This is a genomic window from Actinomyces denticolens, assembly GCF_002072185.1.
GTDB classification, from domain to species: domain Bacteria; phylum Actinomycetota; class Actinomycetes; order Actinomycetales; family Actinomycetaceae; genus Actinomyces; species Actinomyces denticolens.
This window is the reverse complement of record NZ_MVIW01000053.1, coordinates 1-13337: the sequence shown is the minus strand read 5'-3', so window position 1 is coordinate 13337 and position 13337 is coordinate 1. Positions and strand designations below refer to the sequence as shown.

Below are 13337 nucleotides of genomic sequence, written 5' to 3'. Positions count from 1 at the left end.
CCGACAGGCCGGTCCAAGGACACACCCCGCAAACCAGGGGCCGTCAGGTCTCGATTGAGTCAGACCCACCCACCCACAACCAACATAGTGGTCTCGATCGCCACTTCGACCGGTCTCGCTTATAGGGAGAGGTGATAGGAGGGGGAGGCGGGACGCCGATAGGGTGGGGGCATGCCAGTCGCCATCGCTCGCCCCGGCCCGTGGACCCATCGCGACCTCACTGCCGGTGGGACCCGCTTCCACGCCGCTCTGGCCGGGCCCGAGGACTCCGCCTCACTCGTCCTCCTGCTGCACCCCTTCCCGGAGTGCTGGTGGGCCTGGCGCCGCGTCATCCCGCGCCTGGCGGAGGCCGGGCACCGCGTCGCCGCCCTGGACCTGCGGGGGTTCGGCGGCTCGGACCGGCCCCCCTCCGGTTACGACCTGCACACCCTCGCCGATGACGCCGTGCGCGTCGTCGCGGCCCTCGGCCATGAGCGGGCCGCCGTCGTCGGTGCGGGCCTGGGCGGGCAGGTCGCCTGGGTCATGGCCGGGATGCGCCCCGACCTCGTCGCCGGGATCGTGCCGGTCGCGGCCCCGCACCCCGTGGCGGTGCGATCCCTGCGCGGCCGCGCCTTCTTCTCCGGTACCGCCCTGCAGCAGCTGAGCCTGCGCATCCCCGCGCTGCCCGAGCGGGCCCTCACCACCCACCAGGGCATGGAGAGGGTCCTGCGCTCCTGGGTCGGCCACGGCCGGGTGGACCGGGTCCTGGAGTCCTCCGACTACTACGCCGATCTCCTCGCCCGGCCCGGCGCCGCGCGCTGCGCCATCGAGACCGTCAAGCGCAGCCGCCTGCGCCGCGCTGAGATGACCGCCCTGGCCGCGCCCATCGTCGTGCCCGTGCTGTCCATTCACGGGGAGAACGACCCGGTCCAGCCCGCCCAGGCCCACGCCCGCGACACCCACCACGTCTCGGGGCTCATGCGCAAGGCGGTGCTGCGCGGCATCGGGCACTACCCCGCCGAGGAGGCTCCCGACGAGCTCGTCGAGGCGATCCTTCCCTTCCTCGCCGAGATCTCCCCGGCCCTCTGAGGGCGAGTGCCTAGGCCAGGGCCAGGCTCGCCATCACGTACACGGCCGTCCCGCCGATGAGCGACAGCCCGATCGAGCGGCGCCACAGGTGCAGCCCGGCGGTCGCCGCGATGCCGGCGACGGCGGGCAGCCAGGACGCCGGGGCCGGGCTCACGCCGTCGAGCGTGTAGGCCGCCAGGACGATCATGACTCCCAGCGGCATGGCGCCGGCCAGGAAGGCCAGCAGTGGCGAGCGCCTCCCGCGCAGCAGCGCGAAGGGGGCGATGCGGCAGGCCAGGGTGATCGCGGCCACCACGACGACGGCGATCGCGATCCCGGGATTCGACAGCGGCATCATTCGCCCCCGTCCGGATCTGCCATACCTGGGTCCGCCGCGTCCCGGCCGGTCGCCTCCGGGCCGGGCCGTCCCGCGCCGCCGTGATCGAGGCCCTGGCCACCGCCGCGACCACCGGCGCCGGGCGCGCGACGGCGTCGTACGGCGTACAGCCCGCTGAGACCGAGGGCCAGCACTCCCAGCGCGCTCAGCAGCGCCGCCGAACCGCTCACGGCCAGCCCCACCGCCCCCGCCACGAGTCCGACGCACAGGGCCGCAGCATCCGGGTGGGCCCGCCAGTTCTCGATCGCGAGCACCACGAACAGCGCGGTGAGCACGAAGCCCAGCAGGCCGATCCTCTCGCCGATCGCATCCGCCAGCCAACGACCGGCCAGCGCCCCCGCCGTCGTGCCCGTCACCCAGGCGGAGTGGCTGATGATCTCGACCGTGAGCACGTATCTGCCCGACATGGCCCGGCGGTCCTTGGAGGACAGCAGCGCGTAGACCTCATCGGTGATCGCGTGGACGGCGTACAGGCGCGCCGGCGCCCGGCCGCGCACGCGGTCCAGGGGGAAGCCCAGCCCGTAGAAGACATGCCGCCCGGAGACGAACAGTGTCGAGGCGGCGATCGCCCCCAGGGGCGCGCCCGCGCCGGCCAGCGGCACGAGCAGCATCTGCATCGTGCCCGAGTAGATGACGACGCTCCACACCGGCGCCCACCACCAGGCCAGGCCTTCGGCCGCCAGCAGCATCCCCGCGGCCAGGCCCAGGGTCGCATAGCCGACGACGATCGGCGTCGCATCGCGGGCGGCGTCCCGGGCACTCGCCATCGGGGCGGGCGCGGGAGACGTCATGAGGCCTTGCGCACGCGGTCGATGACCTCCTGCTCACGGCGCCCGGCGCGGCGCGCGGAGTGCGAGACGATCCCGACCATGAGCACCACGATCCCGACCAGGAGGAAGGTGCCCCGGGAGAGATCGAGCCACAGGAACTCCAGGAGGTCCTTGCCCAGGGAGGAGCGGTCGGCCGCCGCGCCGAGGGCCTGCTCGAGGACCCGGTGGGTGGCGGCGGGGGCGACGAGGCCCGGGATGCCCGCCAGCGCCGTCAGCGCGCCCACGAGGATCGTGCCCAGGGACGAGCGGCGCGCCATCCACAGGCCCACGCCCAGGCAGAGCGCGCTCAGGGCGATGACGATGACCCCGTTGACGCTCATCGCGCCCTCGGGGCTGCGGGCGGCGGTGGTCCCGAAGGCGTGCCGCGCCGTGTGGCCGAAGAACCAGGACAGGGGCAGCAGGACGACGGCGATGAGGATCCCCGCCCAGTGCGCCCCGAAGCGCGAGGCCGGTTTGCCGACGACGGTCGAGCCGTCCAGCAGCACGTCGTCGTCGACGCCGGCCCCCTCATCGGCGGGCGCCTGCTCCCGGGCCTCCGCGCGGCGACGGCGCCGGGTGGGGGCCGCCGCGGGGGACGCGGCGGAGGCGGCGGCGCGCCTGCCGGAGCGGGTGGGGGCGCCGACGGCGCCGGGTTCATCGTCGGTCGCCTCCGGGGCGATGACAGAGGACCAGTCCGGGGCCTCCTCGGGCGAGACCACCGGCGCGACCGTTGAGGAGGGCAGCGGCGGCGCGGGGGGAAGAGGGCTGGAGGACGGGCTCGGCGTCCAGCTGGACTTGCTCGTCCAGTGCGAGCCGGAGGACTCCGGCCCGACGGGGGCGCCGGCCTCCTCGCCGCGCAGCGCGGGCGTGCCGGCGCCGGGCGTGGGGGCGGAGCCGCCGGTCAGGGCGCTGGTGGCGCTGCTTGCGATTGCGGTGGTGGCGCCGTCCTCGGTCCCGGCCTCCTCAGCGCTCCCCGCGGGCCGACCGCCATCGGTGATCGGGGAGTCGTCCTCCGCGGTCTCCTGGGCGGGGGCCGTCGGCGGGAACAGCGAGCGGCGCCGCACCGCCGTCGACTCCCGCTCCTCATCCGGGTCGCGGGGGCGGCTGCGGCGCCGGATGGGCGCGCCGGGAAGCGGGGGAGGGACCGCGATGGTCTGGGCGGCGGCCGAGGCGGCGGTGCCCTCGGGCCCCGTCGCGGGAGCCGCGCCCGCCGGATCCTCCGAGCCCTCACCGTCGGCGTCGTCGGTCAGCGCGCCGTCCCGCCGGGCGCGGGCACGCTCGGAGGCCTCGTGCTCGGCCTCGATCTCCTCATCCGAGCGGAAGGGGTCGGCGGCCGGGCGGCCCATCGGGTAGGTCATGGGGCCCGTGGCCAGGGCCTCCTCGTCAAGCTCGGCGAAGCCCTGGCCGACGGCGTCGTCGGCCGCCTCGTCGAGCATCCCGCCGTCCTGCGGGCCCGGGGAGTCATCGTCGTCCGTCGGGCCCTCGGTTGGGCGCGCCTCCTGGTCCCGTCGCGCCGCGAGGGCCGCGCCGGTGCCCGGGGGGATGGCTCCGGGCAGCCCATCGGGCAGATTCGGGCCGCCGACGGCGATGATCTCCCCGTTCTCCCCGATGACGGGTGCCGGGGCGGGCATCTCCGGGGAAGGGGCGGGCTGATCCGCCGAGTCGAGGGACTCGATGGTCTGCTCGGGGGTGCTGGCGCTGCCGGGCTCGTCGGGCTGGTCAGGACTATGGGTGGTCACGGGGCCTCCTTCATCGGGACCACCGTAGTGGCGGGCGGGCACCGGGCCCGGGAGGCGTGCCGGTCGCCCGCGGAGGGTGCTCACGGGCCCGGCGTCCCGCGCCGATCCGGCCTCATGGCCCGGCTCAGGCCTCCAGGGCGACGGCGCGCTGGTCGGCCCAGGACTCCTTCTCGTCGGCGATGCCCTGGCGGCGCGCCACATGGGCCCCCCAGCCGATCGCGCTCACGACGGCGCCCAGCATGAGGACTGCGCTGGCCGTGGGGTCGGTGGTCAGGTGGGGCACCAGAGCGCCCTGACCGGAGGTGGAGGCGGACAGGAACGCCGGGATCGCGCCGATGAATAGGATCGGGCCCGCCACCCTGGCGCCCAGGGAGGAGTGCGTGACGCCGGCGCCCGCCCCGATCGAGGCGAGGAGGATGCCCGCCAGCGCCCATGGCGGGACCGGCGCGTCGCCACTGGCGACCATCGAGGGGTAGGCGCGGTCGGCCAGGGCGATCGAGGCGAGTGAGCAGGCGGTCACCCACGCCAGGGAGAAGAGGTGGTCGTTGCGGCGCGATGGCGGCGCGGCGGGCGTGCTGCCCTGCTCCTGGTCGGAGCGGCCCAGGCGCGCGGAGAGGCGGGCCCAGGCGCGCCCGGCGCGGCGAGCGCGGCGCAGGCCGAAGGAGCCGCCGATGAGCAGCCCCGCCAGGATGAGGACAGCGCCGGTGGGGATGAGCTGGCGGGCCCAGGCCTGCGGCGCGGAGGCGGCGCGCTCGCTGGAGGCGAGGATGGCCGCTTGGGCGGCGAGCGCCACGAGGCCGCCGATGAGGCCGCCCAGGGAGGAGCGCCGGCCGAAGGCGGCCTGCACCGCCGTGCTCACGACCACGAGCACGACGAGGAGCGTCACCCCCACGAGCAGGCGGCCCTGTGAGGAGGCCTGGCCGGCGAGCCCGGTGAGGGCCAGGGTGAGGGGCGCCATCGCGGCGCCCAGCACTGCGGCGGCGATGTGGTCGAGGCGGCGCCCGCGCGGTGCCGGGGCGCCCGCGGGCCCGCCTTGGGGCGCGCGGGGGAGGCCGTCGACGGGAGTGGGCGAGGGAGCACCGGCGCCCGGCGACTGCGCCGCGCTGGGACGGGCGCCCTGGGGAAGGGATCTCGAGGAGGTCACCGGCACAGCGTAGTTCCAGGCTGCCCGTAGAGTGGCACCGTGATCACCATGGGAGCGGGCATCGGCCGGTCGGCGGGCGCTCCGGGCGGGCGCCCGGGTGGTTCCGGGGGCCCTGGGGACTCCGGAGGGGCGGGCGCCGATCGCGCGGCGGGCGCCGCCGGTACGGGGGATCGCGGTGCGCGAGGCGCCGATCGCGCCCTCGTCAGCGCCCTGGCGGCCATCGCCGAGGATGCTCGCGTCGCCCGGGCGCAGGAGGCGGTGCGCGAGGCCAGCGCGGAACTGCGCTGGCACGAGGCATTGCGACGGCGCTGGCGCGAGGCCCGGGCGGAAGCCGCCATCCGGGGGGCCATCGCCTCGGGCGCGATCGAGGGCGCGCTGGTGAGCGCACCCTCACTGCGCGAGCGCGTGGCCGCCGGCGGCCTGGACCGGCCGCTGAGCGGGGACCCCTCGCTCGACGCCGTCGCCGGGATCTGGCGCGCGGGCGTGCGACTGACCGGGTACATGCCGGACCTGCGCGGGCAGTCGCGCCCCGCCGAGCCCTCCCCGCGATCCCTCCTGACGGGCCTGCACCGCGACCTCGCGGGTCCGCTGGCGGCCTCGGGGGCCATCGGGCTCGACGAGGTCGCCGTGCCGCGCACCGCGCTCCCGTGGGAGAGGGGCACCGCCGGCGCGCGGGCGAATAGGAGCGCGAGCGGCGCAGGAGGCCCCGGGGCGCCGGGCGCGGCGCCGCGCGAGGGAGGACCCGGCGCCGCCCCGCAGGGGCGTGCCCTGGCCGAGCGGCTCAACGCCCTCCTGGCGATCATCGCCGCTCCCGGCGTCCCGGCGCTGGTGCGCGCCGCCGTCGTCCACGGCGAGATGATCGCCGCCCGTCCCTTCACGGCCGGCAACGCGGCGCTGGGGCGCCTCCTCGTGCGACACCTCATCACCCGCGACGGCCTGGAGCCCACCGGGGTGGCCGTCCCCGACGCATACGCGCGCCGGGCCCCCGGGGCCTACGGCGATGCGGCGGCCGCCTACGCGCGCGGCGACGCCGAGGGCGTCATCGCCTGGACGGTCTGGCAGGCCGAGGCGATCCTCGTGGGGATCACGGAGGGCGTCGGGCTGTGCCGCGCCATCCAGGCGGGGCGCGCGGAGTGAGCGGGTGACGGCGCAGCCCCTCGGCTCCGCCCAGTCACGGGCGCGCCCGGCCGCGGGCGCGGCCCGGCTCGGCGGCCGGGAACCACACGCATTCGGACGCGCGGCCTTCGGCCCTTCTTGTGGAGGCCATCGCCCCGGGTGATCCCGGGTGGGCGACCCTGGAGCGGTACCGCGCCCCGCCGATCCGCCCGCGAAGGAGCCCACCATGCGACACGCCGCCCCCCGCTCCACCCATCCCGGCCTCCCAGCGCTGCACGGCCGTCCGGGAGCGCCCTCCCTCGGCGCCCGCGGCCGGGGGACGGGAGGCATCCAGGACGGCTGGCCCCGGGGGGAGGATCCTGTTGACCGGCCCCTGCGGGAGCGCGGGGAGCGGGGATCCGGGACGCCGGGGGAGGCCGCGGGGGACGCTCTCGCCGACGGCGTCGTCGTCGCCGTCCTGCTCCGCCCCGAGCATCAGGGCGGGCCGCCGGAGGAACCGCTGCCCGGATGGGCCGCCGATATCGTCCTGGCCTGCACCGGCCTGGACCCCCAGGCCCTGGTGTGCTCGTATCCCGAGGCGCCCCGGGCGGCTTCCGATCTCGCCCAGCGCACGCGGGCGCTGCGCCGCCGCACAGGCGCCGCCCACGCCCTCATCCTGGTGCCCGACGACCTCCCCGGCCTGGCGGAGAGCCTGTCGCGCCGCCCGGGGATCTCCGCCGTCACCCTCCACGAGGCGCTCGACGCCCCGCAGTCCGGGGCACTGGCCTCCCTCATCATCGCCGCGGGCCACCCCGGGCGCGCCCGCGTCATCGCCCTGACCGGGGCCAGGGGAGGACTGGGGACCACGACGATCCTGCTGCTCCTGGCCCGGGCCATGGCGGCGGAGGGGCGCGGCGTCGCCATCGTCGATCTCGACCCCGCCGGCGGCATCGACCTCATGATGGGGGAGGGCGTCCGGCCCGGCCTGCGCTGGAGGGACCTCCCCGAGCGGGAGGGCGCCTACCACCCCGAGCGCCTCGCCGAGGCCCTGCCGCGCTGGTCGGGGATCCGCTTCCTGACCGGCGATCCCCGCGGCGGCCCGGTGAGCGCCCGGCAGGCCGCCGCCGCACTGGCGGCGATCGTGGCCTGTCACGACGTCGTCCTGGTCGACCTCCCCCGTGGCGCCGCGCCCCCGCCAGGGGCGGGGGTCATCATCGTCATGGGATGCGATGTCCGCTCCGCAGAGGCCGCCGAGTCCATCGTCGCCCGTCTGGGTGCGGGCGGGTCCGCCCGGGAGGCAGGCGCCGACGGGGCTCCCCGGGACGACTGGGACGACTGCGCCGGAGGGGATGGCGGGGCCGGGGCGCCGGCGCCGTCGGGGCAGGCGGATGGCGCCCGCCCTGTGGCTGCCGATGATCCGGGAGAGCGGCGCGATGAGGCGCCACGCTGCCTCGGCCTGGTCCTGCGTCAGTTCGGGGAGGACCTCGCCCCCGAGGAGATCGCCGGGCTCACCGGCGCTGAGGTGCTCGGGCGGGCTCCCTCGGACCACTCGATCGCCGCCCGCATCGCCCGGGGCGACGACCCCGCCCGCAGCCGCGGTCCCCTGCGCCGAGCCGTCCGCTCCCTCGCCCTCCGGATCCTGGAGGACGGCGACACCGCCAGGCCGCGAGCCCCCTGGGAGGCCGAGTCGGAGGAGGGCCGGCCATGAGCCCGGAGCCGGCCCCGCGCGGCGCCCGCCCCTCTCGCCACGGCACAGCCCCGGACCTCACCCGCATCCGCGGCGCCCTCGCCCGGGGCGCGGGACTCGGCCAGGCCCTCAGCGAGGGGGCCGCCTCCACCACCGGCGCCACGGGCATCGCCTCCTTGACCCGCCTCGTCCACGCCGACGTCGATGGCGCCGGGGCCGCCCTCACACCCCTCCTGGAGGCCGAGGGCGTCACCGATGTGCTCGTGGGCGCGGGCATGACCTGGATCGATCGGGGCAGCGGCCTCGAGCCCGTCCCCGCGGCGCGCCTGGACGAGCCCGAGGCCCGGGCGCTGGCGGTGCGCATGGCCGCCTCGGCCGGGCGCCGCCTCGACGACGCCGCCCCGATCGTCGACGCCACCCTGGGCGACGGCACCCGCCTCAACGCCGTCCTCCCACCGCTGAGCGCCGACGGCACTCTCATCTGCCTGCGCACGAAGCGCCGCCGCGCCTTCACCCTGCCCGAGCTCGTCGACGCCGGGACGATCGCCCCCGGCCTCGATCGCGTCCTCGCCGCGCTCGTGGAGCGGCGGGCCTCCTGCCTCATCACCGGCGCCACCGGGACCGGCAAGACCACCCTCCTCGCGGCGCTCCTGGGCCTCGTGCCCGCCGATGAGAGGATCGTGTGCATCGAGGAGGCCAGCGAGCTCGCCCCCGACCACCCCCACGTCATCCACCTCCAGGAGCGCGGGGACAACGTCCAGGGTGTCGGCGCCGTCCCCATGACCGCGCTCGTTCGCACCGCCCTGCGCATGAGGCCCGACCGCATCGTCCTGGGGGAGTGCCGCGGCCCCGAGGTCCGCGATGTCCTCACCGCCCTCAACACCGGGCATGAGGGCGGGTGGGCCACCCTCCACGCCAACTCCCCGGCGGACGTCCCCGCCCGACTCACCGCCCTGGGCGCGCTCGCGGGCCTCGACGAGATCGCGGTGGCCGCGCAGGCGGGAAGCGCCCTCGACGCCGTCATCCACCTGCGGCGCGAGGCGGGCCCGGCCGGGGCGCGGCGCCGCGTCTCCTCCCTCGGCCTGCTCTCCCGGGAGAGGAACGGCCGCCTGGCCTGCCATGAGGCCCTGCGCGTCCGGCCCGACGACTCCGTCCGAACGGGACCGGCCCATGAGGGCTTGCTCGCGCTCATCGCCGGAGGGACTGCGCCGGCCGGGGCTCCCGGCGGGGAGGGGGAGCCATCATGAGCGGCGTATCGGGCGGCTCGGCACCCCTCCTCGCGGCTCTCCTCATCGCCACGGCGGTGGCCGTTCTCCTCCTGCCCGCCCGTCGTGAGATGCGCCCGCCGCCGGGAGTCGCGGGCGAGGGCGATGCGGGTGACCGAACCGGCCGCGCCGGAGCTCGGGCCCGCCTGGCCCGCGGGGCGCAGGAGGATATCGGGCTCACCCTCACCGAGGTCGCCGCCCTGCTGCGCGCCGGGGCCACCCCCGAGCGGGCCTGGGCCCGAGCGCTGCGCCGCGCGGGACTGCCGGAGGCGGCGGGCCTCACCCCCGCCGACGACGGCTCCCCACCCGCCCTCGCCGTGCTGGCCCGCGCTCCCGGGCCCTCGTGGCTGCCGCGGCGGGACTGCGGTCACTGGGCGTGGAACCCGCCCATCAGTGGAGCGGTCGCGGCGCACCAGGCCATGCGGGCCGCCGTGCCCGGTGCCATCGCCGCCTGCCGCCTCACCCGCGCCCTGGGCTCGCCACTGGCCGGAGTGCTGGAGTCCGTCGCCGAGGGCGTCTCCGAGGCGGGCCGGGCCCGGGCCTCGCGGCAGTCCGCCCTCTCCGGGCCCCGCACCACCGCCCGCCTCCTGGCCGCCCTGCCGCTGGTGGCCCTCGCCCTGGGGTCGCTCGTCGGCGCTCACCCCGAGGAGCTCCTGCTGGGCGGTTCCTGGGGGAGCGCGCTGGGCCTGGCCGGGATCGGCCTCATGATCGCCGGTCACCGGCTCACGAGCAGGCTCGTGCGCGCCGCCATCCACGGCGCGCCCGCCTCGGGCGGAGGGGGCGGGCCGCGGGCCGGTCAGCATGGGTCGGCGCGGCGCGAACCGGTCGAGGAGGCCCTGGTCCTCGACCTCGCCGCGGCCGCCCTCGAGGCGGGGGCCTCCCTGCCCGGGGCCTTGGCGGCCCTCGGTCAGGCGCTCGGCGAGGAACAGTTCGGCGTCGTCTCCCGCGCCCTCCTCATCGGCGCGAGCTGGGACGAGGCCTGGGACGCGCCCGAGGACGCCGCCTGGCGGGCATCGCGAGGCCGCCTCGAGCACTGCCTGCGCCCCGGCTGGGAGGACGGCGCCTCGCCGTCGGCACTGCTGAGCCGTACCGCCGCCTCGATCCGGGCCGGGAGGCGCGCCACCGATGAGGAGGCCGCCGAGCGGCTCGCCGTCCGCCTCGTCATCCCCCTGGGGCTGTGCCACCTGCCGGCCTTCGTGCTACTGGGCATCGTCCCGGTGGTCGCGGGCGCCGGATTGGACATCCTGGCCGGGTGAGCAGGGCAGACTGGGCGCATGTGCCCCTTCCGCCTGCCGTCGTCCACTCGCGCGGTGCTCGTCGACATCGACGGCGTCCTCGTCGACCACCGATATGCCTCCGACCGCGCCTCCTATCTATGGGCCTCCGGCCTGAAGGGCTGGGATCTCGGCCCGCAGGAGACCGCCGAGCTGTGGGAGGCCATCGACCGGCGCCACTTCGCCCGCTATCAGGCCGGCGAGCTCGACTTCCGCGGCCAGCTGCGCGCGCGGGTGCGCGCGTTCGTGCCCGGCGGGGGCGATCTCAGCGATGCCGAGGCCGATGCCCATATGGCCGCCTACCGCGCCATCTACCGCCGCCTGTGGCGCGCCTACGACGATGTTCCCTCCTTCCTGGCCCGACTGGAGGCCCTGCGCGCCGCTCGCGGGCGGGCGGCCCGGGCCGGGGAGCCGATCGTGCCGCTCGCGGTCGCCTACCTCACCAACGGCGATGCTCCCAGCCAGGAGGAGAAGCTCGCCGCCGTCGGCGCCCGCGTGGCCGGCTGGGAGATGTTCGCCTCGGCGCAGATGGGGGCCACGAAGCCCGACCCGGCGATCTTCACCGCCGCGTGCGCCCGCCTCGGCGTGGCCCCGGCCCAGGCCCTCATGATCGGCGACGATGTCGGCTCCGACGTCGACGGCGCCCTGGCCGTGGGAATGCCGGTGGTCCACCTGCGGCGCGGTGACCGGGGGCCATCGAGGGAGGTCCCGACCGTCACGGGCCTCGATGAGATCGAGTTCTGAGCCTCCCCGCGCGCTCATCCGCCATTCGCCGCTCGGTGCCCGCCGTCGTCCGGGCGCCGATCCCGGCCGCCTCGCCCCGGGACGTGAATGCTGGCACGATGGGGCCATGGCATTGTCGAAGAAGCAGTTGAGCCAGGACGAGGTCATCGTCCGGCACATGCACACCCACCCCAAGGTCCTCCTGTGGCGGATCATCGCGCAGGTCGTCCTCATCGCCGTCGGCATCGCGGCCTCGATCCTCCTGCCGGGCGACTGGTCCCCGTGGAGCCACCTCGCCGTGTGGATCATCGTCCTGGCGGTCTCGGTGCCCGTGTTCCTCCTGCCCTGGCTGGCCTGGGCGACGACGACCTACACGATCACCTCCAAGCGCGTCATCACCCGCTCGGGCATCCTCAACAAGCGCGGCCATGACCTGCCGCTGTCGCGCATCAGCGATGTCCAGCAGGACCGGGCGCTGACCGACCGGGTCTTCGGCGCGGGCACCCTGCGGCTGGAGACGAGCGCGGGCGACCCCCTCATCCTCGAGGACGTCCCCAGCGTGGCCACCGTGCAGGTCGAGATCTCCAACCTGCTGTTCAACGATGTTCAGGGGGCGATCGACGTCGATCCCGACCACTGAGCCGCCGAGTCCCCGCGCCGCAGCCGTCTCGGTCCCCGCATATGACGGATCCCCGTACCGCTCGGTACGGGGATCCGTCATATGCGGGGACCGCGCGCGGCGGAGTGTCAGCCGATGGTCTCGACGACGGCGACGGCCTGGGCCACGCCGGTCAGGGTGGCGGCGATGCGCACGGCCTCCCAGACCTGCTCGGTGCTCAGGCCCTCGCCGCGAACGGTGGCCTCGTGGGAGGTGATGCAGCGCTCGCAGCCGTTGATCGTGGACACGGCGAGGCTCCACAGCTCGAAGTCGACCTTCTCGACGCCGCCGGAGGAGCCGATGATGTTCATCCGCAGGCCCATGCGCTCGTTCTCGTAGGCGTCGCCCAGGAAGTGGCGGGTGCGGTAGGCGACGTTGTTCATCGCCATGATGGAGGCCGAGCCCAGGGCGGCGCTGATGGCCTCCTCGCTCAGGTGGGCGCGGGCGTCCTCGAGGACCTGCACGAGCACGGACTCGTTGCGGGTCGCCGCGGCGGCGGCCACGAAGGCGCCCCACTGCTGCTGCTCGGTGAGCGTGGAGGAGCGGGACAGGGTGGACAGGTTGAGGGAGAGGTCCTTGGCCCACTCGGGCAGGGCGGAGCGGAGGTTGTCGATGCTCATATCTGCTTTCTCTTCTCGTCGGTGGTCGTCTGCGCGGCGGGGCGCCTCAGTGGGTCATTTCGCCCAGGGCGTCAATGGTGGCGGCGCCGGCCTGCCAGTTGCAGGCGCACAGCTCGTCGGACTGGAGGGCGTCGAGCTGGCGGAGGGTCTCGTCGGTGTTGCGGCCCACGGAGTCGGAGGTGATGGACACCGACTGGATGACGTTGTTGGGGTCGATGATGAAGGTGGCGCGGTCGGCGACGCCGTCGGCGTTGAGGACGCCCGTGGCGGCGGCCAGCTCGCGCTTCAGGTCCGAGGCCATGGGGAAGGGCAGGTCCTGCAGCTTCTCGTGGCTGCGGCGCCAGGCGTAGTGGGTGTACTCGTTGTCCACCGAGACGCCCACGATCTGGCAGTCGCGGTCCTCGAAGTCCTGGTAGAGGTCGCCGAAGGCGGAGATCTCGGTGGGGCAGACGAAGGTGAAGTCCTTGGGCCAGAAGAAGACGACGCGCCAGGTGCCGGCGGGGACGGCGGAGGACACGGTGGTGAAGTAGTCCTCGGGCTTGCTGGCCTCGACGTCCTTGAGGTTGCCGGGGACGACGGCGGTGAGCTCGTAGGCGGGGAACTGGTCACCGATGGTGAGAACGGCCATGGGAGAACCTCCTGGATGGTGATGGAACGCTGCTCGACCAGAGGAGACGCCCTCTGTTCGGCCCTAGGGTAGAGTCTCGGATAGATAAGTGCAACACCTATATATCAAATTATTAGTCAGCCCTCCCTATTTCCGAGACCGGTCGAAGTGGCGATCGAGACCACTATGTTGGTTGTGGGTGGGTGGGTCTGACTCAATCGAGACCTGACGGCCCCTGGTTTGCGGGGTGTGTCCTTGGACCGGCCTGTCGG

The 13337-nt window shown here is 75.5% G+C and carries 13 protein-coding genes; 7 read left to right on the top strand and 6 right to left on the bottom strand.

Going from position 1 to position 13337, the window contains the following annotated elements:
• The first annotated feature begins 171 nt into the window (after window positions 1-171).
• Window positions 172-1068 carry an alpha/beta fold hydrolase gene (locus tag B1H55_RS11300; RefSeq protein WP_077240626.1) on the top strand — a complete coding sequence of 299 codons (897 nt, stop codon included), beginning with the start codon at window positions 172-174 and terminating at the stop codon, window positions 1066-1068.
• Between the two features lie 10 nt (window positions 1069-1078).
• Here B1H55_RS11300 and B1H55_RS11295 read toward each other — a convergent pair whose 3' ends face one another.
• The 4 genes from B1H55_RS11295 to B1H55_RS11280 form a co-directional block, all read right to left on the bottom strand.
• Window positions 1079-1402, bottom strand: a complete 324-nt coding sequence (locus B1H55_RS11295) for a branched-chain amino acid transporter permease (RefSeq protein WP_370427869.1) — start codon at window positions 1400-1402, stop codon at window positions 1079-1081.
• Window positions 1402-2235: an AzlC family ABC transporter permease gene (locus B1H55_RS11290; RefSeq protein ID WP_231952714.1), complete on the bottom strand. Its 834-nt coding sequence runs from the start codon at window positions 2233-2235 to the stop codon at window positions 1402-1404. Before B1H55_RS11290 ends, B1H55_RS11295 begins: the two co-directional genes overlap by 1 nt.
• On the bottom strand, window positions 2232-3992 hold the full coding sequence (locus B1H55_RS11285) for a hypothetical protein (protein WP_080461745.1): 1761 nt from the start codon (window positions 3990-3992) through the stop codon (window positions 2232-2234). Before B1H55_RS11285 ends, B1H55_RS11290 begins: the two co-directional genes overlap by 4 nt.
• Window positions 3993-4116: 124 nt before the next feature.
• On the bottom strand, window positions 4117-5136 hold the full coding sequence (locus B1H55_RS11280; protein WP_143163902.1) for a hypothetical protein: 1020 nt from the start codon (window positions 5134-5136) through the stop codon (window positions 4117-4119).
• A gap of 48 nt (window positions 5137-5184) precedes the next feature.
• On the opposite strand from B1H55_RS11280, the gene B1H55_RS11275 reads away from it, so the two are divergent.
• From B1H55_RS11275 to B1H55_RS11250, 6 genes are all read left to right on the top strand, one after another.
• Complete coding sequence (locus B1H55_RS11275; protein ID WP_370427870.1) at window positions 5185-6273, top strand: Fic family protein; 1089 nt, start codon at window positions 5185-5187, stop codon at window positions 6271-6273.
• Between the two features lie 205 nt (window positions 6274-6478).
• Window positions 6479-7939: a cellulose synthase operon protein YhjQ/BcsQ gene (locus tag B1H55_RS11270; RefSeq protein ID WP_073454128.1), complete on the top strand. Its 1461-nt coding sequence runs from the start codon at window positions 6479-6481 to the stop codon at window positions 7937-7939.
• Window positions 7936-9165, top strand: a complete 1230-nt coding sequence (locus B1H55_RS11265; RefSeq protein WP_073454130.1) for a TadA family conjugal transfer-associated ATPase — start codon at window positions 7936-7938, stop codon at window positions 9163-9165. The genes B1H55_RS11270 and B1H55_RS11265 overlap by 4 nt, the downstream gene beginning before the upstream one ends.
• Window positions 9162-10439 carry a type II secretion system F family protein gene (locus tag B1H55_RS11260; protein ID WP_073454132.1) on the top strand — a complete coding sequence of 426 codons (1278 nt, stop codon included), beginning with the start codon at window positions 9162-9164 and terminating at the stop codon, window positions 10437-10439. Before B1H55_RS11265 ends, B1H55_RS11260 begins: the two co-directional genes overlap by 4 nt.
• A gap of 18 nt (window positions 10440-10457) precedes the next feature.
• Window positions 10458-11201, top strand: a complete 744-nt coding sequence (locus tag B1H55_RS11255) for an HAD family hydrolase (protein WP_073454134.1) — start codon at window positions 10458-10460, stop codon at window positions 11199-11201.
• Between the two features lie 106 nt (window positions 11202-11307).
• Window positions 11308-11820 carry a PH domain-containing protein gene (locus B1H55_RS11250; RefSeq protein WP_073454136.1) on the top strand — a complete coding sequence of 171 codons (513 nt, stop codon included), beginning with the start codon at window positions 11308-11310 and terminating at the stop codon, window positions 11818-11820.
• A gap of 107 nt (window positions 11821-11927) precedes the next feature.
• Here the strand turns inward: B1H55_RS11250 and ahpD are convergent, their stop codons facing one another.
• Together ahpD and B1H55_RS11240 are read right to left on the bottom strand one after the other, a co-directional pair.
• Window positions 11928-12458, bottom strand: coding sequence for an alkylhydroperoxidase, AhpD family (gene ahpD / locus B1H55_RS11245; RefSeq protein WP_073454138.1), 531 nt, complete (start codon window positions 12456-12458; stop codon window positions 11928-11930).
• Window positions 12459-12504: 46 nt separating this feature from the next.
• A complete protein-coding gene (locus B1H55_RS11240; RefSeq protein ID WP_073454140.1) occupies window positions 12505-13086 on the bottom strand; it encodes a peroxiredoxin in 582 nt (193 codons plus the stop codon).
• Window positions 13087-13337 lie beyond the last annotated feature (251 nt).

Bases quoted from the DNA above. Each gene is read 5' to 3' on its own strand.
- B1H55_RS11260 (WP_073454132.1), top strand. From the start codon at position 9,162: ATGAGCGGCGTATCGGGCGGCTCGGCACCCCTCCTCGCGGCTCTCCTC.
- B1H55_RS11240 (WP_073454140.1), bottom strand. From the start codon at position 13,086: ATGGCCGTTCTCACCATCGGTGACCAGTTCCCCGCCTACGAGCTCACC.
- B1H55_RS11295 (WP_370427869.1), bottom strand. From the start codon at position 1,402: ATGCCGCTGTCGAATCCCGGGATCGCGATCGCCGTCGTCGTGGTGGCC.
- B1H55_RS11255 (WP_073454134.1), top strand. From the start codon at position 10,458: ATGTGCCCCTTCCGCCTGCCGTCGTCCACTCGCGCGGTGCTCGTCGAC.
- B1H55_RS11275 (WP_370427870.1), top strand. From the start codon at position 5,185: ATGGGAGCGGGCATCGGCCGGTCGGCGGGCGCTCCGGGCGGGCGCCCG.
- B1H55_RS11290 (WP_231952714.1), bottom strand. From the start codon at position 2,235: ATGACGTCTCCCGCGCCCGCCCCGATGGCGAGTGCCCGGGACGCCGCC.
- B1H55_RS11265 (WP_073454130.1), top strand. From the start codon at position 7,936: ATGAGCCCGGAGCCGGCCCCGCGCGGCGCCCGCCCCTCTCGCCACGGC.
- ahpD (WP_073454138.1), bottom strand. From the start codon at position 12,458: ATGAGCATCGACAACCTCCGCTCCGCCCTGCCCGAGTGGGCCAAGGAC.
- B1H55_RS11270 (WP_073454128.1), top strand. From the start codon at position 6,479: ATGCGACACGCCGCCCCCCGCTCCACCCATCCCGGCCTCCCAGCGCTG.
- B1H55_RS11300 (WP_077240626.1), top strand. From the start codon at position 172: ATGCCAGTCGCCATCGCTCGCCCCGGCCCGTGGACCCATCGCGACCTC.
- B1H55_RS11250 (WP_073454136.1), top strand. From the start codon at position 11,308: ATGGCATTGTCGAAGAAGCAGTTGAGCCAGGACGAGGTCATCGTCCGG.